The following is a 23,298-nucleotide window of genomic DNA, read 5'->3' on the forward strand; positions in this document are numbered from 1 at the left end:
CCGTCAGGGAAACACCAGCCGGCCAGTCTGGATCAGCCACATCACGCTGGTCAGGGTGATCACCGAGGCGAAGGTGCCGATCAGCACCGCCGATGAGGCCGGCTCGATCCAGCTGTCATTCTGGCGCGCGATCACGAACACATTGAGCGCCGGCGGCAGCGCCGCCATCAGCACCGCAGTCGCCGCCCAAGGCTGCGCGAACGGCCCGAACAGCAGCATCAGCCCGAACGACAGCAGCGGGTGGACGACGAGCTTCACCACGGTCAGGACCGGCACCTCCCAGGGCAGCCGCTCGAACGGGCGCAGCGCCACGGTCACGCCGAGCGCGAACAGCGCCGTCGGCGCAGCGGCGTTCTGCAGGAACTGCAGGGTGCGGTCGAGCACGGTCGGCGGATGCAGCTGAAACGCCGCCGCCAGCATGCCGGCTGCCGTCGCCATGATCAGCGGGTTCTGCAGGATCTGGCGCAGCACCGTGCGCAGCGCATGCACCACCGAGGCGTGGTCGCGCTCGGTCAGCTCGACGAGCAGCGGCACGATCGAGAACAGGAAGATGCTGTCGCAGCAGAAGATCAGCGCGGTCGGCGCCGCCGCCTTGGTCCCGAGCACGGCCAGCGCCAGCCCAGGCCCCATATAGCCGATGTTGCCGTAGCCGCCCGCGAGCCCGGCCATGGTCGCCTCGCGTAGCGACAGCCGCCCGATGGCCTTGCCGAGCACGAGCGCCAGGGCGAAGGTGAGCATGGTGGCGAGCGTCGTTGCAACCAGGAACGGAGGGTTGCTCAGCTCCGTGAACGGCGTGCGCGCGATGAGGTTGAACATCAAAGCGGGCAGCGAGACGTAGAGCAGGAAGAAGTTCATCCAGGCGAGCCCGGCTTCGGGCAGCCCCCTCCACTTACCACAGGCGAAGCCTATGAAAACGACGCCGAAATAAGGCAGGGCCAGATTGAGAATGTCGAACATGGGCTCGGAAGATAACCCCCTGGGGGGCCTGGGAAGGGCCTGGAATGCGGGGGCGTCGCGGCTTGACGCGAATCGGATTGGTCTAGATCAAATCCGCCCGCGGGGCACTAGCATCGCTCCCCATCCTGGTCTATTCGACTGGGATGATCAAAGCGCGAACTGCCAAGTTTCAGATCGGCCAGATCGTCCGGCATCGGGTGTTCTCGTTCCGGGGCGTGATTTTCGACATCGATCCGGAGTTCAACAACACCGAGGAATGGTGGTTGTCGATTCCCGAGGAGGTCCGTCCGCACAAGGACCAGCCATTCTATCACCTGCTGGCCGAGAACGCGGAATCCGAATACGTCGCCTATGTCTCCGAGCAGAACCTGGTTCCCGACGAGTCCGGCGAGCCGATCCGCCATTCCCAGGTTGCGGAGATCTTCATCAAGGACAAGTCGGGCGGCTATCGTCCGCGCAATCCGCTGATGAACTGACCTGTCGACCGGAGGGTTTCAACCCAGCGCCGCCGGCGCAGGCTTGATCTTTGGTCCCGGCGCGCAAGTTCCCCTCATATCCGTTCGCAGAACGAAAAAGGCGCTCCGAATGGAGCGCCCTTGATTTTGCGGAATGGACCCGACCGGCGTTACTGCTTCGCCTGCGGCTGGCCTGGCTGGGTCTGCTCGAGCTTCTTGCGCTGCTCCTCGGCGCGCTTCTGCAGCTCTTCCTGCAGCTTCTTCTGGGTCTCTTCGAACTGCTTCGGGTCGGTCGGCGGACCATCATAGGCCTTGGCGAAGCTGCTGTTGCCTTCCTGCAGCGGCAGCGGCAGCGTCAGCGCGGTGCCGTTCGAGTTGATCGCCTGGACGTAGAGGGTCTGGCCCTTCTTGAGGCTGTTCACGAATTCGGGCGTTGCTTCGTAGTCCGACATGCAGCCGTTCTGGAAGCAGATGACGTATTTGCCTTCCATGAACTGGTTGTTGTCGATGACGATGCGGGTGCCGGGCTGCAACTGCATGCCGAGCGGCAGGGTCACACGCAGGATCTTCTTCGGCTCGCCTTCGGGCTCGATGATGACCGCTGCAACCACAGGCTGACCGGATTCGATGCGGCCGTCCTTGCCAATGAAGCAGACCTGCTTGGCGTTGGCATCCTGCCCCTTCAGGCAGAACTTGGTCCACGGCGCATAGATCAGCTGCGGCATCTCCTGCTGAGCCTGGGCCTGAGGCTGGCCGCCGGCGGGAGGAGTGGCAGGGGCCTGGGCGGCCGGAGCGGGAGCCTTGGGAGCGGCAGCCGGAGCCTTCGCCTTCGGCGCTTGAGCCTGCGCAACCGAAGGAGCGAAGGAAACGGCCAGCGCGGTGACCGCGAGCAGCGCGACAAGCCGCCCACGCGGCCCAACCGACGAGGCCAAGTCACGGAAATTCATTGCGGAAAACCCTTTCTGAACGGCAGCGCCCGAGACCGCCAAAGGCGCCACACCAAGCCGTTGAAGCGGCTGTCTCCTCAGGAAATGAGGCGGTTAAGTGACAGGCGTTACCGCCGTAACTCAATCGCCCGCCTTCTTAACGCGGTGCGCGGAAGAATCAATGCCGCGAGACCATGTCGAAGCCGCGGTCTAGCGCTGGCGAGCGTGTGGTAAAAGCCCCTTGTGACCTGTTCCGAATCAAATGCTTGCGCCCCGATCCTGATGCTGCAGCGCATGTTCAGCGCGGCCGTGCGATGTGTCGCCGTCACGCTGGCATTGTTGCCCGAGGTCTACACTCCCATGGCGAAAGCGGCAGAAACTGCGGCGATCGCCATGCATGGTCACCCGGCCTTGCCCGCCGACTTCGACCACATGGCGTACGCGAATCCCGACGCGCCCAAGGGCGGTCGTCTGGTATGGGGACTGCTCGGCACCTTCGATAGCCTGAACCCGTTCATCGTCCGCGGTATCGCAGTGCAGCAAATCCGCAGCTATGTGGTCGAGAGCCTGCTCACCCGCGGCAATGACGAGCCGTTCACGCTGTATGGCCTGCTGGCGAAAACCGTCGAGACCGACGAGAACAGGACCTATGTCACCTTCCGGCTCGACCCGCGCGCCCGCTTCGCCGACGGCAGCCGGGTGCGCGCCGAGGACGTGGCGTTCTCCTTTGCGCTGCTGCGTGATCACGGCCGCCCCAACCACCGGCAATACTACGGCAAGGTCGCCAGGGTCGACGTGCTTGATCCGCTGACCATCCGGTTCGATTTCGGCGGCGCCGAAGACCGCGAGTTGCCGCTGATCCTCGGCCTGATGCCGATTCTGGCGAAGCACGCGACCGACCTGGCGAGCTTCGAGGACACGACGATGACCGCGCCGCTCGGGTCGGGCCCGTATCGTGTCACCGCGGTGCAGCCGGGATCCAGTGTCACCCTCACCCGCAATCCGGACTATTGGGGACGCGACCTGCCGGTCAACCGCGGATTGTGGAACTTCGACGAGGTCCGGCTCGATTACTACCGCGAGTCCAATGGACAGTTCGAAGCCTTCAAGCGCGGGCTGTACGACTTCCGCGTCGAGACCGAACCGCTGCGCTGGCACGACGGCTACGACTTCCCGGCCGCGCGCAATGGCGAGGTCATCCGCGACAGCTTCACCTCGGGGATGCCGCAGCCCTCGCAGTTCCTGGTGTTCAACACGCGGCGGCCGGTGTTCGCCGACGTGAAGGTGCGCCGTGCGCTGACGCTGCTGTTCGATTTCGAATGGATCAACCGCAACTACTTCTTCGGGCTGTACCGCCGCAGCGGTGGCTATTTCGCCGGATCCGAGCTTTCGGCCTATGGACGTCCAGCCGATGCGGCCGAGCTCGATCTGTTGAAGCCGTACGCCGCGCAGATCCCCCCCGATATCATGGACGGCAGCTACCGCCTGCCGATCACCGACGGGTCCGGCCGCGACCGCGCAACGCTGAAGGCGGCGCTCGATCTGCTTGGCGAGGCCGGCTATGGCTTCGACGGGACGGTCTTGCGGTATCGGACGACGCGGGCCCCCCTCGCCTTCGAGATCCTGGTCACGACGCGCGACCAGGAGCGTATTGCGCTGGCTTACGCCGGCAGTCTCAAGCGGGCCGGCATCAATGCGTCCGTCAGGGTCGTCGATCCCGTGCAGTTCGACCAGCGCCGCCTGAGCTTCGAGTTCGACATGATCCAGAACCGCTGGGACCAGTCGCTGTCTCCCGGCAACGAGCAGGCGTTCTATTGGGGCAGCGAGGCCGCCGACCGCACCGGAACCCGCAACTACATGGGCGCCAAGGACCCGGCGATCGACGCCATGATCGCGGCGCTGTTGCGCGCCCGCGACAGGCCGGAATTTATCTCGACGGTTCGCGCATTGGACCGTACCCTGATGGCGGGGTTCTACGCTATTCCAGTGCTCAATGCCGCCGAGGAATGGATCGCGCGGTGGAATCGTATAGAACGGCCAGAGAGGACAGCTTTGACGGGAGCGCTCCCGGAGAGCTGGTGGCAGCGGCCGGAGCCGGCACGGAAGTGACCAATCGGGGCAATTGGTCGTGGCCGGGTCCGTGAAAGTACGGGGCAACAGGTGAATCAGGCCAATACGTCGCCGACGCTCGACGCGTTGTTTCAACGCATCCTGGCGCGCAAGCCGGATGCGGTTGCGCTGGTCGATCCGATCAACAAGCAGCGCGTCACCGGGCGACCGCCGATGCGCCTGACCTATGCCGAAGCCGATCGCGTGATCTCGGCGCTGGCCGCGCACTTCGTCGACGCCGGCCTGCCGGCTCATTCGGTGATCGCGGTCCAACTGCCCAACACGATCGAGTTCGTGCTGACGGTGCTGGCCGCGCATCGCGCCGGCCTCGTGGTCGCCGTATTCCCGCTGCTGTGGCGTCAGTCGGAGCTCGTGGCGGCGCTGAACCGCACCAGCGCGCGCGCCATCGTCACGATGTCGAAGATCGACGGCGTGATTCACTCCGATCTCGCGATGAATGCGGCGGCGGAGGCGTTCTCGATCCGCCACGTCTGCGGCTTCGGCTCCGATCTGCCCGAGGGGATGTATTCGCTGGACCAGTCGATCGCAAAACCCTCGCGCTCGACGCGCGGGCTCATGCCGGACGGCCGCAAGGCCGCGATCGTCTCCTTCGACGTGACCGCCGACGGCTTCCGCGCCGTGCCGCGCACCCATTTGAGCCTGATCGCCGGTGGGCTCGCCGTCTCGCTCGAGAGCGATCTGCCGCAGGGCGTGAACATGATGTCGGCCTTCCTGCCGTCGTCATTCGCCGGCCTCGCCGCCTCGGTCGTGACCTGGCTGTTGTCCGGCGGCACCCTTGCGCTGCACCACCCGTTCGACGCCGACGCGCTGGAACAGCAGCTCGCGGAGCTGGCCTGCGATACGCTGGTCGCCCCGGCTCAACTCGCCTTGCGTCTCGACGAGGGCAATCTGGCCGCGCGGCTGCCGAACCTGCGCTATGTGCTCGGCCTGTGGCGCGCGCCCGAGCAGGTGGCGTCGAGCGCATCGTGGAGAACGCGCGACATCGAGATGACCGACGTCTATCTGTTCGGTGAAGCCGGACTGTTCGCCGTGCGCCGCACCGCGGCCGATGGCAGTCCCGGGCCGGTCAAGCCGGGCCGCCAGGGCGCGCCGCGCGAACAGCCGGGCTCGTCGATCGCCGGCGAGATCCTGGTGACGCCGAAGGGCACGCTCGGACTGCGTGGGCCCATGGTCGTGTTGGCCGCCTACGCGCCGCCGCAACCGCCGAGCGACTCGCTGATGCCGGCAGCGCCGCGCGACTACGTCGACACCGAATACGCCGTGCGCCTCGACCGCGCCCAGGACACGATCTCGATCACGGCGCCGCCGGCCGGCGTGATGGCCGTTGGCGGCTACCGCTTCCTCGCCCAGGATCTGCACGAATGGTCGAGGCGGCTGGGCCAGGGCGCGCTGCTCACCGCTCTGCCCGACCGTCTCAGCGGTCACCGCCTCGCGGGCCGCGCGATGGACAATGCGCGCGCGCGGGAAGCGCTCGCCGAGCTGGGACTCAATCCGCTGATGGTCGAGGCCTTCCGCGACCGCGCCGGCTCGGGCGGCTGATCCTGCCGTCCGGACAGCTACGGAACCGTCATGTTTGGAACAGTGTTGACGCTGCGTTAACGGGAGGGACCTAGGATCGCGATGTAACGTCAGCGTATCCTGAGTTCCCTGGATGTCCCCACAAGGCCCGCTTCTCATCGTCTCCTCGTCCACGCGGCCTTCGCTGAGTGCGGCCCTCGCGGTGGCGCAAATTCTCCCCTCCGTCGAGACGCGCTGGGCTGATGCGATCAGCATGATGTCCAAGGTTCAGCCGGCGGCGGTCGTTGCCGTCGTCGAGGATGTTGATGCAACCGAGCTTGCGGCGTTCTCGCGTCATGTCGGCGCGCGCAAGCCGTACGTGCCGCTGATCGCCATCGCACCCGGTGGCGCTGTCCTGCCCGACCACGCCATTCCCTTGCATGGCAGCGACAATCACGAGCGGCTGCTGGCGCGGCTGCGCGCGGCGTTGCGCGTCCGCACGCTGCACACCACCGTGCTGCGCCGTCTCAATGAGAAGAAAGCACCCGACGCCACATTGCCGGAAACAGATCCGCTCGATGACGCGACCGTGCTGCTGCTCGGCCGCGGCAGCTCCCTGCCCGGCCTGTCGGTCGCGCTCGGCGAACGCATGGCGGTCGTCGGCGCGCTGAGCATCGAAGCCGCCGCCAAACATCTGTCGAGCCGCGACATCGACGGCATCGTGCTCGGCGAAGGGTTTTCGCCGCGCGTGGTCGATGCGTTCCTCGCGGTGCTCGCCGAGGACACCCGCTTCCGCAACCTTGCCGTCGTCGTCACTGCCAACCAGCCGGCGCCGCTGCAGGAACTCGCCAATCTCGAGATCATCGCCGGCGCTCCCGCGCACATCGCGGCCAGCGCGCTGCCCTTGATCCGCCAGCACGCCTTCGAAGCGCGCCTCAACCGCACGCTGCGCGCCATCGAAGCCGGCGGCATGCTCGACCCGCAGACCGGCCTGCTCACCCGTAACGCTTTTGCGCGCGACTTTGCCACCGCCGTCAGTCAGACCCAGAAGAGCGGCGGCAGCCTAGCGGTGGCCCGCTTCGCCTTCGATCCGGTCAATCCGCGCGCCCAGTATGACGGCGCCCGCATCATCAGCCGCCTGATGCGACGGATGGATTTCGGCACCCACGAGGACAACGGCTCCGTCGTCGTCGTGTTCGCCGAGACGGATCTGCGCTCGGCCCACGCCATCGCCCGCCGCCTCTCCAGCGTGATGCGCCAAACCTCGCACGGCAAACGCGACACGCGCACGGAGCCTTCGGTCACTGTCGCCGCGCTGCAGCCGGGCGACACCGCGCGCACCTTGCTGGCCCGCGTCTACGGCGAGGCGCAACGCGCGGCTTCATAGAACGTTGCCTGCGTCACGGGCGTCATTGCGAGTGACCTGCCACCGAAGTTTCATCCAGGAGCATTTAGAGTCCTGTTGGGTTTTACGCCGAGTGGCGCGGGTGCAGCAACGGGCGATTGGCGGAGCTGGTGGGGGTTGCGCATCCGATCGCCCGTTGCGGTGAGGTTGGCCGCATAGGCCGCAAACTCCTAGGGGCAGGTCACTACAACAAAGCATATAACGTCAGATCTGAGCCCTTCGTCTGGACCAAGAAAAAGGCCCGGCAACGCCGCTTCAAAGACCGCCGTATCACCGAGCTATGATTCCGGGTACCAGGTCCGCTTGCGCACGCCAGTTGAAACGGTCTCGTGTGCACGCACATGGGTGCAGATCGTGATAACGAGCGCAAGCCGGCTGCACTGCCAGTCAGCGCCGAGCGCGGAGCTAGTGGGTGACGTCACGTTGACCGACAATAATGCCGCTACGCTGGCAAACATCACGCACGCCGCGATCAGCACCGCTCCCTTGTGGGTCCTTGGGTGGGAAATCATGGCCTTGGCTCCTGTACGATGGCCGGAAGAAGAAAGGGCAGGCTCCACAGTCCTTGTGAACTAATTCACGACCTGACCCACAGTTTTCGCTGGTGGCCCGAAGGCGTGCGCGATTGCTGGCGCTGGATCAGCGCCGCAGCCGGACTCGCGCACCGGAGCAAACAGCATCTTTGTTCGGCCACCTCGTCGGCCCGAGGCGGGCGGCGTGGACGGAATGTCAACGCCGAGCGCCTTGGCTGTCTTGAGATTGACGACCAGCTCAAACCTGGTTGTCTGCTCGACGGGCTTCGCGTCCGGCTGCTGCCTCGGCTTGATCTTGATCAAGTTCAGCAGCGTCGCCGCCACGATCATCACCAGGACGCCGCCAACACTGAGCGCGATCTGCATCGTCAGCCCCTCCGAGATGCCGAGCAGCGCCAGGCGGCTGGCGAACGTCAGCAGAACGCCGAGGCAGTAGATTGGCAGCGAGTTCTGGCCACAGAGAACGGCGCCGCGCATCACCGCCGTCGTCAGCCCTCGCCAATTGCGAGGCACTAACCATACCACCAAAACCGCAAGGGCCAAGAAATGCAGCAGTCGCAATGGATCGAGATTAGATTTGTCCATCGGGTAAAGCAGCGTCAGCAGCGCCTGCGGGACCAGCGCTTCCAGCGGTTTGATGCTCCAGCTCAATGCGATGATGAGGCTGAACACCAGATAGAGAGCGGCAGCCACAAGCGCGGTGCGTGAGGTCACCCATGGCCGGGCTCTCTTGTCTTCGATCATCCACCACACGCCAAGCACGACCAGCAGCTGCCAAGCCAGCGGATTGAAGGCCCAGTGGCCGTTCGGCCATGCCGGGATGGTCCATCCGAAGACGTGCACCAGTGCGTAAAGCAACAGCGACGCGCCGAGCGTTGCGTTCGGCGCTCGCAGCAGCAGCCACAGCAGCGGCGCGAACAAAAGGTGATAAAGCACGAAGAGCGGCAAGACGTCGGTGTTGACGGGGCAGTATTGCAGGATCGCCGCGTGCGCGAGCGTCACGCCCGGCTGTTCCAACAGAATGCGCGTATTGCTCTCGTCGGCAAGATGGCCGCCGCCTGCGAGGTGAACCATGATGGCGCAGGCGAGCGTGAGCAGCAGAAATGCGACATAAATATCCCAGCTTCGCCACAGCGTCCGGCCGATCACGCCGGTCCACCCCCCGCAGCGCCATGCCTTGCCGTAGGCCAACGCGCAGGTTACGCCCGACACGAACATGAACACTTCCGCGGCATCGCTGAAGCCGTAGTTCCGCAGTGTCAGCCAGCTCCCGATGTTGTTGGGGACATGATCAAGAAAGATGCACCAGAGCGCGATGCCGCGGCAGGCATCAATGCGCAAATCGCGGCCGTAGCCTTTCAGCTCCGGCAACGCGCCTACCGATGGCTTCAGGTCGGCAGTTCGATCATGCATCTGATTGCCCCGTCCGGCGTACGAGCACGCTTCAAGAGGGACCGAATTTGACAGAAAGTCACCGCCGCGCTGCCGGATCGTGACAACGCCGCAATCTAGATTTGCTTCACGCCGACCCCGGCCACCAAAGCTATTACGATAATGATCATATGGCGGCTGGCGGCGCTTGGTAGAACCTGCTGGCGCGTGAGGCTGTCCGTTTGACGATCATCGTTCAAACGGCAGAGCGCGTAAATCAGCCGGAGGTCCACAGAGAGAGGTTCCTAGGTCCTATGATCAAGGTACCGTACAGATCTCGGCATCAATCACCTTTGCCTACAGGCGAAGGAGACCCTGAGTCCCACGACTTTCGTGGTCCGTACTCGCGCTCCTACCGTGCGGTGACTACAATTACACCACACAACGGCATTCGGCTCCTACCTTGAGTGCCCGGCGGCGAACCGCTGGTTGGGCCAAGGATGATGGTGGATAGACGGTATCGAGAGCCAGTCTTCCGCCAGCTTCTTCCTCGCCAAAGACCCGAAGGTGGGTGTATGTTTTTTGAGTTGGATCTCCGTGCAATGGGATGACGGAGAGCTTTTATGAAAGTTCTTATTGTCGACGACCATGCATTAATCCGCGAGGCGTTGCACGCTGTCGTGAAACAACTGAAGCGAGACTCCGTCATTTTTGAAGCTTCGAACGGCCGTGAGGCAGTGCACATAGTCGAGGAACATCCTGACATCAGCCTCATTTTGCTTGATATCAATTTGCCTGATCGAGATGGCTTCTCTGTCCTCCGCGAACTGCGTGACCGCTATGCGACCATTGCTATCGTCATTCTCTCGTCCTCGGATGATCAAGATACAGTCAAGCGTGCCTTCAAACTTGGCGCTCTGGGTTTCATCCCGAAAACTACCGAACGTGAGGTCATGCTCAACGCCATCAAGTTAGTGTTCTCTGGCGGCATTTACATTCCCTCGGAGATACTTGAGGAACCAACGTCTCCGCGGCCTGCAAATAAGCTAGCGACGCGGGACTCTCCCAAGGGTCTCGGGTTGACCGATCGGCAGATTGAAGTGCTTGCGCTCCTGATGAAGGGAAAAAGCAACAAGATCATTGCCAAGACCCTCGATATGGCCGTGCCGACCGTGAAGAACCACATCACGGTCGTTCTCAAGGCACTCAATGTAACGAGTCGCACCGAGGCAGTAATAGAAGTAGGAAAAATGGGCTGGGACTTGTCGCCGAAATCTGATTCATAACGCCGCCCCGGTGTCTCTCCTATCGCCTTGATCCCTCAAGAACTCGTGCATGACAGCGCGGAGCCGCATTGGGTCGACAGGTTTGTGCAGCAAAATGTACCCTCTGTCCTTAGCGTCACGTAATGGTTCGGGTGCCGTATCGCCGCTGGTGAGGATAGCTGGAATTGACGAGCCAAACGCCGCACTAATTTGTTCAATTGCTCGGATACCGGTCTTTCCGCTGGCAAGATGATAGTCCGAGATTATAAGATCGAGGCGTTGTTGGCGCTCAGCCAGTCGGATGAGCGCAGCTTCGTCGGATCCGGCGGTAAGGACGGAGTATCCCCATTTGCCAAGCAATCCGCCCGTCTCCTCTCGCACAATTGGAGCATCGGCAATAACAAGAATTACCTTACCTTCGACCGCTGCGGGGCGAGGTGAGTCGACGGGCTCAGTGGACCTGACGCATTTATCGGCCATCGGAATCAGGATTGAGAATCGCGAACCTCGGCCCACAGTCGAAGCTAAGTCGACTTGATGGTTGAGAAGTACGCGAAGCCTGTCGACAATAGCCAGGCCGAGCCCCAGGCCGCCGTACCGGTTCCGTTCTGGGCCGGGTAGTTGAAAAAACTCGCCAAAGATATTCTGCTTCTGATCCTCAGGAATGCCGGGACCGCTATCCCATACTTCGATACGCAACATTTCACCGCGCCGACGACATCCGACGATGATCCCGCCCCGTGACGTATAGCGCACAGCATTGGATACCAGATTGAGCAGTATGCGTTCGAGCAGCATGGCGTCGCTCCGCACCCAGGCGTCACTTCGCCGAACGCGTAGACGCAAGCCTTTTTCTCGCGTTGCCTGATCAAACGTAGTCTCAATTGTTTGCAACAGGCGCGCGATCGGGAATTCGGTAATTTTGGGTGTAAGGATTCCAGCATCGAGCCTGGAAATATCCAGGAGCGAGTTGAACATTTCATCCATTTCTTTGCGCGTTGCATCGATCCGCTCGATCGTCTTTGTCCTTTCCCCCGATTTGAGCGGCGTGCGCAGCTGTGCAACGAACAGGCCTAGTGCATGTAATGGCTGCCGCAAATCATGGCTTGCCATGGCAAGAAAGCGCGATTTGGCTGCATTGGCGAGCTCCAGCTCTTGCGTACGCTCAGCGACCTTCCGTTCGAGTTCCATCTGCGCGTGGCGCAGACTTTCCTCCGCTTTCTTGCGCACCTCGACGTCGGCGCTCAGTAGCAAGCTTGGAACGGCAATACTGATCAAAAACATCAATACCAGCAGGAATGAAACGTTGAGATCCACGGTCGTGAAGGGGCCGCCGCCCGTGAGCGTCCCCCAAATCGTGATCCCCGCAAGCACCAGCGCAACCGTTGCGGTGTCACGTGGACCGCAGCGCAGCGCCGCCCACAACATTGGCAGGATCGCGAGAAAACCCAGTGGATTTCGGCTCGGCGTTTGCTCGATCAGGGGGCTGAAAGCAATGAGTCCAACAGCCGCCGCTGTTGCGAGGACGCCGACCGTCTCCAAGAATTCCTTGCGGTTGAAAGCATGGTAGGGGCTTGATGCCCAAAGCACGATAACGGGGGCAATGACCAGCGCGCCGGTCACATCTCCCAGCCACCATGTGACCCAGGCGTTTGCGAAATTCGTCCGTTCGATGTACCCGGCGGTTGCCAGGCTGGACAGTCCAATGCTGGCGCTGATCGGTGTCGCGATCACGAGGCAAATCAGGGTAAACTTCGCGACAGAATATGGCGTCGAAAACGTATTACATCCGCTCGACCATCGATTGATTAGGTAAGCGCCAACAACCGCTTCAAGAGAGTTACCGGTCGCAATCGCAATCGCGGTGGCAACCGAGCCGGCGGTCGTCGCATTGGCGATCACCGCCGCCGTGAAAATTGCGGGCCAAGTCCGATATCCCCACAACAGCACCGCCGCCAGCGCGACACCTGTCGGTGGCCAAATTGGCGTTGCACTGGGATGAATAGAGGCGAGAGCAAGGCCACCTTTTGCCAGGGCGAAATAGATCAGTCCAATTGCGACCAGACCGCCGGCATAGCTAATGCCTCGGCGGAAATTTATCTCCGGCGATAGTGATCGTGGATCGGACATCGTCGATGCCTGAACTAGGCAGTTGGATCGCCCCCCACAACTGACCTTTGATCTTCTTGAAGATCTGCGAAACTGATCTCGTTGATAAAAATCTGTGAAACATTAATCCTCTTTAGGGACTCGTGCGACCATCTCAAGGTTGCACACGCGTTCGAGCCGGACTTAGCTAGCGCTCGCATGATGCCGATACCGGCGAGCATCGCAGGCCCGCCCTGTTCTGCAACTGACCTGCCACCGAAGTTTCATCCGGTAGGATTTAGAGTCCTGTTTGACGCCGAGTGGCGCGGGTGCAGCAACGGGCGATTGGCGGAGCTGGTCGGGGTTGCGCCGCCGATCGCCCGTTGCGGGGAGGTTGGCGGCTGAAGAATGGCGGCGGCCTTGCCGTCGCGCGCTTCGCCTTCGATCACTTCGACCCCCGCGCCCAATATGACGGCGGGCGCATCATCAGCCGGCTGATGCGCCGGATGGATTTCGGGACCCACGAGGACAACGGCTCGGTCGTGGTCGTGTTCGCCGAGACCGATCTGCGTTCGGCCATGCGATCGTGCGGCGGCTGTCGAGCCGTGATGCGCCATACCTCGCATGGCAAGCGCAACGCGCGCATGGAGACGGCGGTGACCGTCGCCGCGCTGTAGCAGGGCGACACCGCACGCACGCTGCTGGCCCGGGTCTATGGCGAGCCGCAGCGCGCGGCGTCGTGAAGCCCACTAGTAAGCCTGCCTCAGGCAAGCACTTCAATTCCGATGAGCCGCCCATCCGCATCGAGATCCAGGATTATGTCGGCGCCAACGTATGAAAGAAGGTCAGACAATGGTACTTGCCTGGCAGAGCACCCCTTCGTTCCTGACCCGGGATGCTCAGGCAACATCAGATACGCCACGTTCGGATCGTCTGCACTAACGCGAAGTGCGATGTTACGTTGCGTCATCGACATCTCCCAAGCAGGCGCATCAATGTCCGTAAGGTGGGTACACGCGCATGCACGATCTCGCCATATGTGAGCGCAAGACGGCGCCGTGCCCGCGATCCCAAGAAATTAGCCGAGCGTACCATAAATTGTAAGGGATCGCTTCCAGCAAGTCCAAGACACGGCGTGTGCGCGTGGCTCGCATATCCTGACTTCGGTCGTCAGATCTCATCGGCTTGGCCACGATCTCAACCGAACACTGGCATCTTCAGATCGCGCATTTGCCCCACTCGTCTGATGCTATCACCCTTCGTTCGGGGGCGTCTGACGAAGCGAAGGATGGCGCGATGCAGAACAGACAATCTCGCGATCAGACCGACTGGATCAGCGTGATCGCGATCGTCTCAGTCTTCACGATCGCCAGCCTTGCGTTGCATTTCGGCTGGATGCTTCGCTAACGCTCCATTCCGCTACGCCGCCTTCTTCTTCTCCGCGAGCTCCGCCAGCTCCTTCAGAATATCCGTGGTCCCGGCCAGCCGCTCTTCCGGAGTCTCCCAGACCTGCAGGAACACGACCTTCATGTCCGGGCGCACCTTGGCGGCCTGGCCGTGGCGCTTGATGAAGGCGACGAGGCGCTCCGGATAGGCAAAACTGTTGTCGCGGAAGGCGATGACGGCGCCCTTCGGGCCGGCATCGACCTTCTCGACATTGGCGCGGCGGCAGTAGTTCTTGATCGCGGCGACCTTGAACAGATAGCGCGTCTCGTCCGGCAGCTTGCCGAAGCGGTCGCGCAGCTCGGCGGCGAAATTCTCGATCTCCTCGTCGGTCTCGAGATCGGCGAGCCGGCGGTACAGCGACAGCCGCACGGAGAGGTCGGAGACGTAGTCCTCGGGGATCAGCACGGGCATGCCGATCGTGATCTGCGGCGACCAGCGGTCGACCGTCGGCTCGGTGATGCCGGCCTTGAGGTTCTCGATCGCCTCCTCCAGCATCGACTGATAGAGCTCGAAGCCGACCTCCCTGATGTGGCCGGACTGTTCGTCGCCCAGCAGATTGCCGGCGCCGCGGATGTCGAGGTCGTGGCTGGCGAGCTGGAAGCCGGCCCCCAGCGTCTCCAGCGACTGCAGCACGCCCAGGCGCTTTTCGGCCAGTGGGCTGATCTTGTGCGTCGACGGCAGGGTGAACAGCGCATAAGCGCGCAGCTTGGAGCGGCCGACGCGGCCGCGCAGCTGATAGAGCTGGGCAAGGCCGAACATGTCGGCACGGTGTACGATCAGCGTGTTGGCGCGGGGAATGTCGAGGCCGGATTCGACGATCGTGGTCGACAGCAGGATGTCGAACTTGCCGTCGTAGAACGCCCCGATGATGTCCTCGATCACGGTCGGCGCCATCTGGCCGTGCGCGACGGCGACCTTCATCTCCGGCACGGTCTTGTCGAGGAACTCCTTGACCTCGGCGAGATCGTCGATGCGCGGCACCACGTAGAACGCCTGGCCACCGCGATAGCGCTCGCGTAAGAGCGCCTCGCGGATCATCACGGGATCATGCGGCGCGACGAAGGTGCGAACGGCGAGACGATCGACTGGCGGCGAGGCGATGATCGACAACTCGCGCACACCGGTGAGTGCGAGCTGCAAGGTGCGCGGGATCGGCGTTGCCGACAGGGTCAGCACATGCACCTCGGCGCGCAGCTGCTTGAGCCGCTCCTTGTGGCTGACGCCGAAATGCTGCTCCTCGTCGACGATGACGAGGCCGAGATCGCGGAACTTGATCGCCTTGCCGAGCAGCGCGTGGGTGCCGACGACGATGTCGACCGAGCCGTCGGCGAGGCCCTTCTTGACCTGATTGAGCTCCTTGGTGCTGACCAGCCGCGACGCCTGTGCGACGTTGACCGGAAAGCCCTTGAAGCGCTCAGCGAAAGTCTTTGCATGCTGGCGCGCGAGCAGCGTGGTCGGCACGACGACTGCGACCTGCTTGCCGTCGAGCGCGACCGCGAACGCGGCCCGCAACGCCACCTCGGTCTTGCCGAAACCGACGTCGCCGCAGACCAGCCGGTCCATCGGCCGTCCCGCTTCGAGATCGGCGAGCGTCGCCTGGATCGCGGCGAGCTGGTCCTCGGTCTCGTCATAGGGGAAGCGCGCGCAGAACTCGTCATAGAGGCCGGCCTGCACCGGCAGCTTCGGCGCCTCGTGCAGCATGCGTTCGGCGGCGATCTTGATCAGCTCGCCGGCCATCTCGCGGATTCGGTTCTTGAGCTTGGCCTTGCGTGTTTGCCAGCCGGAGCCGCCGAGCTTGTCGAGCTCGACATTGGTCTGGTCGGAACCGTAGCGCGACAACAGCTCGATGTTCTCGACCGGCAGATACAGCTTCGTTTCGCCGGCGTAGCGCAGCTCGAGACAGTCATGCGGCGCGCCGGCGACCTCGAGCGTCTGCAGCCCGACGAAGCGGCCGATGCCGTGATCGACATGAACGACGATGTCGCCGATCGCGAGGCTCGTCACCTCCGAGATGAAATTGTCGAGCTTGCGGCTCGCCCGGCGCGGCCGCACCAGGCGGTCGCCGAGAATGTCCTGCTCGGAGATGACCGCGATCTGATCGGTCTCGAAGCCGGTCTCGAGACCGAGCACCGCGAGCATGGTCTCGTTGCGCGGCGTCGCCTGCACCACGCGCCAGGTGTTGACGCTGGTGACATGGATCAGCTTGTGATCCTTCAGCATGCTCGCCATGCGGTCGCGCGAGCCTTCGCTCCACAGCGCGATCACGACCTTCTTGCGCACCGATTGCAGCGCTTGCACGTGCGCCACCACGGCCTCGAATACGTTGACGGCGGAATCGTTGCGCTCGGGCGCGAAGTTGCGGCCCTGTCGCGCGCCGATGTCGACGACGTTGGCGCTCTCCGGCACCGCGAACGGAGTGACACGCGCCAGCGGGACGGCGGCGAGCCGCTCGGCCCATTCGGAGGACGTCAGATAGAGGCGGTCGACCGTCAGCGGCTTGTAGATCGCCCCGCCGCCGGGATGCTCCATCGCCTCGCGGCGCGCGTCGTAATAATCGATGATCTGCTTGAAGCGCTCGCGCGCGGCATCCTCGCCCTGCGGCTCGATCACGATGGGTGTGTTCGGCAGATAGTCGAACAAGGTCTCCATCTTGTCGTGGAACAGCGGCAGCCAGTGCTCCATGCCCGGATAGCGGCGGCCTTCGCTGACGGCCTCGTACAGCGCATCGTCGCGCTCCGGCGCGCCGAACTCGGCGACATAGCCCATGCGGAAGCGGCGGATGGTGTCGGTGACGAGCTGGAATTCGGAAACGGGCACGAGGTCGAGCGAGCGCATGTCGAGCAGGGTGCGCTGGGTCTCGGCGTCGAAGGTGCGGATCGATTCCAGGCTATCGCCGAAAAAGTCGAAGCGCACGGGCTGGTCGAGGCCGGCCGGGAACAGGTCGAGGATGCCGCCACGCACGGCATATTCGCCGCTTTCGCGGACGGTCGACGAGCGGTGGTAGCCATTGTGCTCGAGCCAGGCGATCACCGAATCCATCGGCACGACATGGCCCGGAGCGACCGACAGCGCCTGCCCCGCCATGGTGTCGCGCGAGGGGACGCGCTGCACGATGGCGTTGACGGTGGTCAGCACGATCAGCGGCTTGTCGCTGCCGGCGAGGCGCGACAGCCGTGCCAGCGTGGTCACGCGCTGGGCGAGGATGCCGCCATGTGGCGAGACGCGGTCATAGGGCTGGCAGTCCCAGGCCGGGAACTGCATCACCGGCAGATCCGGCGCGAAGAAGTCGAGCGCTCGCGCCAGCTGCTGCATCCGGTTGCCGTCGCGGCAGACCACGGCGAGGCTCACCGCCGGCGGCTTCGGCTTGGCCGCGGTGGCGCGCGCGAGGTCGGAGACGACGAGGCCTTCGGCGCCCTCCGCGACGTTGGCGAGCGTGAGCGCGCGCCCCGGCGCGAGGTGCTCGGCGGGCGACTTGACCGGGCTCTTCATCAATCGGCGCCCACCGCGCGGAACGCCTTGATGCGCTCGAACAGCGCCGGAGTCTGCTCCGGCGGCAGCGGCCGGGCGCCGGTGACCGCGGCATAGAAGTCCGGGTCGGGGACTTCGAGCAGTTGCTCGAGCTCGGCCAGCTCGCCTTCGCTGAGGGCGCCGATCTCGGCGTCGGCAAAGCGGCCGAGGATCAGATCCATCTCGCGGGTGCCGCGATGCCAGCAGCGGAACAGGAGCCGCTTGCGGCGGTCGTCAAGGCCTTGGCTCGATCGGGTCGTTCCGGTCATCGCGACATCCTGCTGTTCAACGCCAAAAGCCCGGACGGTGCCGGGCGCGGTTGATATAGCGGTGCACAGCGCCCCTGTCAGCCCCTCCCGGGCTGCAGAACCGGCATGCCCGGCACCTCGAACCTGAGAAAAAGACGTGGATGTCTCGGCATTCGCGGCTATTCCGGCTCCCAAACCGCTTTAAGTGTTCGCTCCATGCGCCCCAGCATCCTCAATCCTCTGTTTGCGCCGGTCACGACCCTGTCGGGGGTCGGACCGAAGCAGGACAAGCTGCTGCGCTACCTGCTCGGCTGCACCGAGACGCCGCGGCTGGTCGACCTGCTGCTGCATCTGCCGGCCAGCGTGATCGACCGCCGCAACCGGCCGAAGGTCCGCGACGTCGAGGTCGGAACCGTGGTGACGCTCGAAGTCACGGTCGACCGCCACCGTCCCTCGCGCAACGCGCGCGCGCCATACCTCGTTTACGCCAGCGACGAGACCGGTGACGTCGTGCTGACGTTCTTCCGGCCCAAGGGCGACTACATCGAGAAGATGCTTCCGGTCGGCGCCAAGCGCTACGTCTCCGGCACCGTGCAGATGTATGACGGCGTGCCGCAGATCGTGCATCCCGACCGCATCCTGGACGAGGCCGGCTTCGCCAAGCTCTCGGGAATCGACCCGGTCTATCCGCTGACCGAGGGCCTCGCACTCGGCTCGCTGCGGCGGGCGATCGCTGCGGCGCTGACCAAGCTGCCTGAGCTGCCGGAATGGATCAGTCCGGAGGTGCTCCGACGCTGCAACTTCCCCTCGCTGAAGGAGGCGCTGACGCGGGTGCACGTCCCGCAGGAGCTGACCGACATCCTGCCGGAAAACCCGTTCTGGTCGCGGCTGGCCTTCGATGAGCTGCTCGCCGGCCAATTGGCACTGGCACTGGTGCGGGCGCAACTGCGCCGGCCCGCGGGCAACCGTCATGCCGGCGACGGCCGGCTGCGCCGCAAGATCATCGACGCCCTGCCCTATGCGCTGACGAACTCGCAAGCCGAGGCGATGGCCGCGATTGCCGCCGATCTCGAAAAGCCGGTGCGGATGCTGCGGCTGCTGCAGGGCGACGTCGGCTCCGGCAAGACGGTGGTAGCGCTGCTGGCGGCGGCCGCCGTGGCCGAGGCCGGCAAGCAGGCCGCGCTGATGGCGCCGACCGAGATTCTGGCGCGCCAGCATGCCAAGACCATCGCGCCGCTCGCCGCGCGCGCCGGCATGAACGTGGTCATCCTGACCGGACGCGAGAAGGGCAAGGAACGCCGCGACATCCTCGCCCGGCTCGAAGCCGGTGAGATCGACATCCTCATCGGCACGCACGCGCTGATCCAGGACGACGTGATCTTCAAGTCGCTGGCGCTCGCCATCGTCGACGAGCAGCATCGCTTCGGTGTGCGCGAGCGGCTGGCGCTGACCTCGAAGGGCGAGGCCGTCGACGTGCTGGTGCTGTCGGCGACGCCGATCCCGCGCACCCTCGTGCTGACCTATTTCGGCGACATGGACATTTCCGAGCTGCGCGAGAAGCCGGCCGGTCGGCAGCCGATCGACACCCGCGCGGTGGCCGACACCAGGCTCGGCGAGGTCGTCGACGCCGTCGGCCGCGCGCTCGATGCCGGCAAGCTGGTGTACTGGATCTGCCCGCTGGTCGAGGAATCCGAGGCCGAGGGCATCGATCATCTCACCAACGCGACGGATCGCTTCGAGAGCCTGCGCGAGCGCTTCGGCGACAAGGTCGGCCTCGTCCACGGCAAGATGAAGGGCAGCGAGAAGGACGACGTCATGGGGCGGTTCGCGGCCCATGAGCTGCGCCTGCTGGTTGCGACCACCGTGGTCGAGGTCGGCGTCGACGTGCCGGCGGCCAGCATCATGGTGATCGAGAACGCCGAGCGCTTCGGCCTGGCGCAGTTGCACCAGCTGCGCGGCAGGATCGGCCGCGGCTCGGAAGCCTCGACCTGCATCCTGCTCTATCACGAACCGCTCGGGCCGATGTCGAAGGCCCGCCTCGCCGTGATCCGAGAGACCACAGACGGGTTCCGCATCGCCGAGGAGGATCTCAAGCTGCGTGGCGAAGGCGACGTGCTCGGCATCCGCCAGAGCGGCCTGCCCGGCTACCGCATCGCGCGGCCCGAGGTGCATGCCCAACTGATCACCCAGGCCCGCGACGAGGCGCTGCGGATACTCAAGGAAGACCCGAAGCTGAAGGGCCCGCGCAGCGATGCGCTGCGCTGCCTGCTGTATCTCTACGAGCGCGACGAGGCGATCCCGCTGCTGACGGCGGGTTGATCAGCAGAAGGTGCATCAACAAACTCACCTGTCGTCCCGGCCTTGAGCCTGGACCCATAACCCCAGGGAGCAGTTTGAGGCAGGGTGGCGATTGGCTTTTTCGCACCTCACAACCGCCGCGGAGTATGGGTCCGGGTCTGCGCCACGATGGGCTATCGCGCGTCGTGGCTCGCACGGGACGACGAGCTGAAATCGTCTACTTCGTTTTGCAACTCTCGGCGAACGCCACCAGCTGCGCCGCGTCGGTGCCCTCGCCCTGCACGTCCGCCGCAATGTGCTCGAACAACCGCGCAAAGCCCTCGTAGATCAGAGCAGCCGGATGATCCTCGCCGAGGAACCCCGCGATCTCGCGCATTTCGGCGACCCAGCGATAGGCCTTCGGCAGCATGTCCGGCAGTGCGTTGGCGAGACGGGCCTGGACGTGCGGCAGGCTCAGCGCCAGCTCGTCGCGCAGCGCGTCGGCTGCGCCGGCGCGGGTGGCGGCCAGCACCATCGCGGCGCCGAGCCCTGTCAGTCCCTTGTTGATGCCGGCATAGGCCATCTTCAGCGCCGAAGCCGCGCCGATCGGCCCTTCGATCCGGCGCAGATCGAGCCCGAGTTCGCCCAACGCGGCGACATCGGCGGACGCCTCGCCGCTCACATAGAAGGCCGGTCCCTTCGTGCCGGGCTTCGGCGGCAGACCGATGATGGCGGCGTCGACCAGGCGCGCGCCCGACGACAGCACGATGTCCTCGATGGTCCGGATGGTCTCGACGTTGACGGCGTTGCAGTCGACGATGATGGGCTTCTTCGAATTCCGGTTGATGACCGTCGCGAGCTGCTCCGCCAGCGCCACAGCCTCGCCCGGCGGCACGATCGACAGGATGATGTCGGCATTGGCGATCTCGGCGTCGCTGGCGCCGACCATGCCGGATGCGGCCGCCCTCGCCCGCGTCGCCGCGCTGCGCTCCTCGAGCGACGTCAGGACCTTGCAGCCGTGCTCCACGAGACGGGCGGCGATGGCGCTGCCCATGGCGCCGGGCGCGATGACGGCAATGCTGGGAGGCATGATGACGCTCCGATTCCAACGATGGTCTCGAAGACTATGCGCACCCCATGACAAAATTGAAGGCACGAAAACGAAGGGCAGCCCTTCCGGGCTGCCCTCGCCTTGGCCGCAACGTCAACGCTCCCCTCAGAGCCCCCGAGAACGCTGACCGCCGCGGCAGACCTCAGAACGCAATCTTCAAGCCTCCGCTGCCGAAGAAATCGTCGCCACCCGTGCGTCCGATCGTGCGCGACACGTTCACCGTCAGCGCCACATTGCTCCAGAACGGCGCCACGACGCCGGCGCTCACCCGGCCGTAGACGTTGTGCGAGGTGCCGTTCGGAACCGTCCAGTTATTGACGATGACGGGCGCCGAGGTCGCGTTGTACTGAATCAGGCGGCCGTTGCCGATGATGTCGTCATCGAGCGTCAGGTTCAGGTACGGATTGATGACGTTGCCCTGCACCTGGAACGGGGTGCGCAGCTGCACGCCGACGCTGCCGATCAGGGTCTCGGCGGTCTGCGAGCCGACCGCGAGCGTGAGCGCAGGATCGCCGGTCTCAGTGAAGCCGTCGACGCGGGCGCGGGCATAGGTCAGCCCGCCGATCGGGCCGAGCTTCGCCGTGCCTGCATCGAACAGGTAACCGGCTTTGCCGGCCGCGACGAAGGTGGTGCCGCCGGGATTGGAGGTGATGGTGTCGACCACGCCCGGCCGCGTGTTGCGATAGTCCTGATGGCCGATCGTCGCCAGGCCCTCGGCAAACAGGCTGTTGCTGGCCCAGGCGCCGTAGAGGCCGAACTGATAGGAATTGGCATCCGTGGTGCCGGCGCTGTTGAACAGCCTCGCCTTTGGATTGGAATAGTCGAAGGCGGTACCGATCATGGTGTTCGCCGACAGCCGGTACTCGACGCCAATGGTGCCGCCGATGCTGTCGAGATTGAAGCCGTTCGAGGCGGCGCTGCCCTGGCGGTCGCTGACGCCACCATTGCCCTGCATGTAGAACGACCATGGACTGACCGGCGCGAGCGGCGGCGCCTTGGTGTAGGGCGGGCGGCCCATTGCCCCATAGGCGTTCATCGTCGACGGAGCAAAGCCCGCGGTCTCGCGGAACATGTCGAGCTTGCCGAACAGGGTCGAGGCGAAGCCCATCGCGGTGATCGACCCCACCTCGCCTTGCGGCGCGAAGGTCAGCGGCGCGTTGAGGCGGTTGACGATGTACTGCCCCAGCACCTCGAAGCCGTGTGACGTCAGGTGCACGCCATCGACGTAGAACAGATACTGGTTCTGCAGCGCAGGATTGCCGATGCAGGCGATCGGACAGGCGCCGACATTGGTGAAGCCATAGCGCGACGGATTGGCCTGGATCAGCGTGCCGATCAGTCCGGTGTCGACGTACTCGACACGCACGCCCGAACGCGCGACGCCAGCGAGCGACTGCTGCATCAGGCTGTTATAGGTCGTGCTGTAGGCCTTGCCGGCCGGGGCATTGGCGTTGCCAACGGCCTCCGGCAAGGTGCTGACATCGCCGGCCGTGAACACGATACTGCGCGCGCCGTCCCCGACCAGCGCGTTGATGCCGGCCATGGCCTGCTGGGCCGTGACGGCCGCGGCCGTCGGCGCGCCAGCGAGCGAGCCGCCGGCGCGGTAATAGGCCCGCGCATCGTTGCCGCCGACCGAGATCTCGACCAGGTCTGTCGACGAGATCCTGCCGGAGAAGCCCGTCAGTCCGCTCCATTCCTGGAAGAAGCCGGGAATGCCCGGCGCCACCACGTTGGTATCGCCCGCCATGGCGCCGCCGATCGCGTAGTTGAGCTGGGGAATGCCGAGCAGCGCCGAGGTCGTGTCGACGAAATTCGTGCCGCCGCTGAAGCGACCGGTGGGATAGAGCGGCAGCTTGCCGGCGCCGCCGGTGAAGGTCCAGAGATTGCCCGTGTCGGCGTAGCTGTCGCCAAAAGCCTGAATGCGCGTATAGGTGGTCTGGGCCGCTGCCGGCGCGGTCAGTTGCAGGGACGCCGCGGACAGCGCGACCGCACACAACAATGTCGTCCTACTCACAGGCATCCTACGCGCCTCCCCAACGCCCTACTTTTGTTTGCCCGATGTTTCCATGGTGACCATTCGAA

At 64.4% G+C, this 23,298-nt stretch carries 17 protein-coding genes and 1 pseudogene; 8 read left to right on the plus strand and 10 right to left on the minus strand.

Annotation, left to right across the window (positions count from 1 at the left end; genetic code table 11):
• Positions 1-3: 3 nt before the first annotated feature.
• On the minus strand, positions 4-957 hold the full coding sequence (locus ACQR13_RS14000; protein WP_316202330.1) for an AEC family transporter: 954 nt from the start codon (positions 955-957) through the stop codon (positions 4-6).
• A 143-nt stretch (positions 958-1,100) separates the two neighbouring features.
• Between ACQR13_RS14000 and hspQ the strand changes: the two genes are divergently transcribed.
• Positions 1,101-1,433 (plus strand): heat shock protein HspQ, encoded by a 333-nt coding sequence (hspQ, locus tag ACQR13_RS14005; protein ID WP_315711998.1) that lies wholly within the window; start codon positions 1,101-1,103, stop codon positions 1,431-1,433.
• 149 nt (positions 1,434-1,582) lie between these two features.
• Here hspQ and ACQR13_RS14010 read toward each other — a convergent pair whose 3' ends face one another.
• The gene (locus ACQR13_RS14010) at positions 1,583-2,359 is read right to left on the minus strand and encodes an invasion associated locus B family protein (RefSeq protein ID WP_315751592.1); all 777 of its coding nucleotides are present in this window, start codon (positions 2,357-2,359) and stop codon (positions 1,583-1,585) included.
• A 261-nt stretch (positions 2,360-2,620) separates the two neighbouring features.
• Here ACQR13_RS14010 and ACQR13_RS14015 point away from each other — a divergent pair, with 261 nt between their 5' ends.
• The 3 genes from ACQR13_RS14015 (at position 2,621) to ACQR13_RS14025 (ending at position 7,352) form a co-directional block, all read left to right on the plus strand.
• Positions 2,621-4,447 carry an extracellular solute-binding protein gene (locus ACQR13_RS14015; protein ID WP_315751593.1) on the plus strand — a complete coding sequence of 609 codons (1,827 nt, stop codon included), beginning with the start codon at positions 2,621-2,623 and terminating at the stop codon, positions 4,445-4,447.
• A gap of 51 nt (positions 4,448-4,498) precedes the next feature.
• Complete coding sequence (locus ACQR13_RS14020; protein WP_316167932.1) at positions 4,499-6,007, plus strand: class I adenylate-forming enzyme family protein; 1,509 nt, start codon at positions 4,499-4,501, stop codon at positions 6,005-6,007.
• A gap of 112 nt (positions 6,008-6,119) precedes the next feature.
• A complete protein-coding gene (locus ACQR13_RS14025; RefSeq protein ID WP_434862913.1) occupies positions 6,120-7,352 on the plus strand; it encodes a GGDEF domain-containing protein in 1,233 nt (410 codons plus the stop codon).
• A gap of 50 nt (positions 7,353-7,402) precedes the next feature.
• Here ACQR13_RS14025 and ACQR13_RS14030 read toward each other — a convergent pair.
• Both ACQR13_RS14030 and opgC read right to left on the minus strand, forming a co-directional pair.
• Positions 7,403-7,534, minus strand: a pseudogene (locus tag ACQR13_RS14030) (IS3 family transposase); the annotation flags it as partial.
• Positions 7,535-7,942: 408 nt separating this feature from the next.
• Entirely contained in the window at positions 7,943-9,316 is a 1,374-nt protein-coding gene (opgC, locus tag ACQR13_RS14035) for an OpgC domain-containing protein (protein ID WP_315751596.1), read from the minus strand.
• A 581-nt stretch (positions 9,317-9,897) separates the two neighbouring features.
• Here opgC and ACQR13_RS14040 point away from each other — a divergent pair.
• On the plus strand, positions 9,898-10,560 hold the full coding sequence (locus tag ACQR13_RS14040; protein ID WP_315751597.1) for a response regulator transcription factor: 663 nt from the start codon (positions 9,898-9,900) through the stop codon (positions 10,558-10,560).
• Here ACQR13_RS14040 and ACQR13_RS14045 read toward each other — a convergent pair.
• Entirely contained in the window at positions 10,555-12,669 is a 2,115-nt protein-coding gene (locus ACQR13_RS14045; RefSeq protein WP_315751598.1) for an MASE1 domain-containing protein, read from the minus strand. The two genes, ACQR13_RS14040 and ACQR13_RS14045, sit on opposite strands and share 6 nt — an antisense overlap.
• A 341-nt stretch (positions 12,670-13,010) precedes the next feature.
• On the opposite strand from ACQR13_RS14045, the gene ACQR13_RS14050 reads away from it, so the two are divergent.
• Positions 13,011-13,304, plus strand: coding sequence for a hypothetical protein (locus ACQR13_RS14050; protein ID WP_315751599.1), 294 nt, complete (start codon positions 13,011-13,013; stop codon positions 13,302-13,304).
• A gap of 86 nt (positions 13,305-13,390) precedes the next feature.
• On the opposite strand, the gene ACQR13_RS14055 is transcribed toward ACQR13_RS14050, so the two are convergent.
• Positions 13,391-13,603 (minus strand): DUF2283 domain-containing protein, encoded by a 213-nt coding sequence (locus ACQR13_RS14055; RefSeq protein WP_409998646.1) that lies wholly within the window; start codon positions 13,601-13,603, stop codon positions 13,391-13,393.
• A 209-nt stretch (positions 13,604-13,812) separates the two neighbouring features.
• Between ACQR13_RS14055 and ACQR13_RS14060 the strand changes: the two genes are divergently transcribed.
• A complete protein-coding gene (locus ACQR13_RS14060; protein ID WP_315751600.1) occupies positions 13,813-14,034 on the plus strand; it encodes a hypothetical protein in 222 nt (73 codons plus the stop codon).
• 12 nt (positions 14,035-14,046) lie between these two features.
• Here the strand turns inward: ACQR13_RS14060 and mfd are convergent, their stop codons facing one another.
• Together mfd and ACQR13_RS14070 are read right to left on the minus strand one after the other, a co-directional pair.
• On the minus strand, positions 14,047-17,562 hold the full coding sequence (gene mfd, locus ACQR13_RS14065) for a transcription-repair coupling factor (RefSeq protein ID WP_315751601.1): 3,516 nt from the start codon (positions 17,560-17,562) through the stop codon (positions 14,047-14,049).
• Entirely contained in the window at positions 17,562-17,849 is a 288-nt protein-coding gene (locus ACQR13_RS14070; RefSeq protein ID WP_315751602.1) for a succinate dehydrogenase assembly factor 2, read from the minus strand. The genes mfd and ACQR13_RS14070 overlap by 1 nt, the downstream gene beginning before the upstream one ends.
• 195 nt (positions 17,850-18,044) lie before the next feature.
• Between ACQR13_RS14070 and recG the strand changes: the two genes are divergently transcribed.
• Positions 18,045-20,147, plus strand: a complete 2,103-nt coding sequence (gene recG / locus ACQR13_RS14075; RefSeq protein ID WP_434862914.1) for an ATP-dependent DNA helicase RecG — start codon at positions 18,045-18,047, stop codon at positions 20,145-20,147.
• Between the two features lie 196 nt (positions 20,148-20,343).
• On the opposite strand, the gene ACQR13_RS14080 is transcribed toward recG, so the two are convergent.
• A complete protein-coding gene (locus ACQR13_RS14080; RefSeq protein ID WP_315751604.1) occupies positions 20,344-21,195 on the minus strand; it encodes an NAD(P)-dependent oxidoreductase in 852 nt (283 codons plus the stop codon).
• A gap of 163 nt (positions 21,196-21,358) precedes the next feature.
• Positions 21,359-23,236, minus strand: a complete 1,878-nt coding sequence (locus ACQR13_RS14085; protein WP_434862915.1) for an autotransporter domain-containing protein — start codon at positions 23,234-23,236, stop codon at positions 21,359-21,361.
• Between the last annotated feature and the right edge of the window lie 62 nt (positions 23,237-23,298).

It is taken from the genome of Bradyrhizobium sp. HKCCYLRH3059, assembly GCF_051168035.1.
In the GTDB taxonomy this organism is placed as follows: domain Bacteria; phylum Pseudomonadota; class Alphaproteobacteria; order Rhizobiales; family Xanthobacteraceae; genus Bradyrhizobium.

What these genes read in the sequence shown, in the direction of transcription:
- ACQR13_RS14040 (WP_315751597.1), top strand. Translation starts at nt 9,898, where the DNA reads ATGAAAGTTCTTATTGTCGACGACCATGCATTAATCCGCGAGGCGTTG.
- ACQR13_RS14010 (WP_315751592.1), bottom strand. Translation starts at nt 2,359, where the DNA reads ATGAATTTCCGTGACTTGGCCTCGTCGGTTGGGCCGCGTGGGCGGCTT.
- opgC (WP_315751596.1), bottom strand. Translation starts at nt 9,316, where the DNA reads ATGCATGATCGAACTGCCGACCTGAAGCCATCGGTAGGCGCGTTGCCG.
- ACQR13_RS14045 (WP_315751598.1), bottom strand. Translation starts at nt 12,669, where the DNA reads ATGTCCGATCCACGATCACTATCGCCGGAGATAAATTTCCGCCGAGGC.
- ACQR13_RS14080 (WP_315751604.1), bottom strand. Translation starts at nt 21,195, where the DNA reads ATGCCTCCCAGCATTGCCGTCATCGCGCCCGGCGCCATGGGCAGCGCC.
- ACQR13_RS14025 (WP_434862913.1), top strand. Translation starts at nt 6,120, where the DNA reads ATGTCCCCACAAGGCCCGCTTCTCATCGTCTCCTCGTCCACGCGGCCT.
- ACQR13_RS14070 (WP_315751602.1), bottom strand. Translation starts at nt 17,849, where the DNA reads ATGACCGGAACGACCCGATCGAGCCAAGGCCTTGACGACCGCCGCAAG.
- recG (WP_434862914.1), top strand. Translation starts at nt 18,045, where the DNA reads ATGCGCCCCAGCATCCTCAATCCTCTGTTTGCGCCGGTCACGACCCTG.
- ACQR13_RS14000 (WP_316202330.1), bottom strand. Translation starts at nt 957, where the DNA reads ATGTTCGACATTCTCAATCTGGCCCTGCCTTATTTCGGCGTCGTTTTC.
- hspQ (WP_315711998.1), top strand. Translation starts at nt 1,101, where the DNA reads ATGATCAAAGCGCGAACTGCCAAGTTTCAGATCGGCCAGATCGTCCGG.
- ACQR13_RS14015 (WP_315751593.1), top strand. Translation starts at nt 2,621, where the DNA reads ATGCTGCAGCGCATGTTCAGCGCGGCCGTGCGATGTGTCGCCGTCACG.
- ACQR13_RS14085 (WP_434862915.1), bottom strand. Translation starts at nt 23,236, where the DNA reads ATGCCTGTGAGTAGGACGACATTGTTGTGTGCGGTCGCGCTGTCCGCG.
- mfd (WP_315751601.1), bottom strand. Translation starts at nt 17,562, where the DNA reads ATGAAGAGCCCGGTCAAGTCGCCCGCCGAGCACCTCGCGCCGGGGCGC.
- ACQR13_RS14055 (WP_409998646.1), bottom strand. Translation starts at nt 13,603, where the DNA reads ATGTCGATGACGCAACGTAACATCGCACTTCGCGTTAGTGCAGACGAT.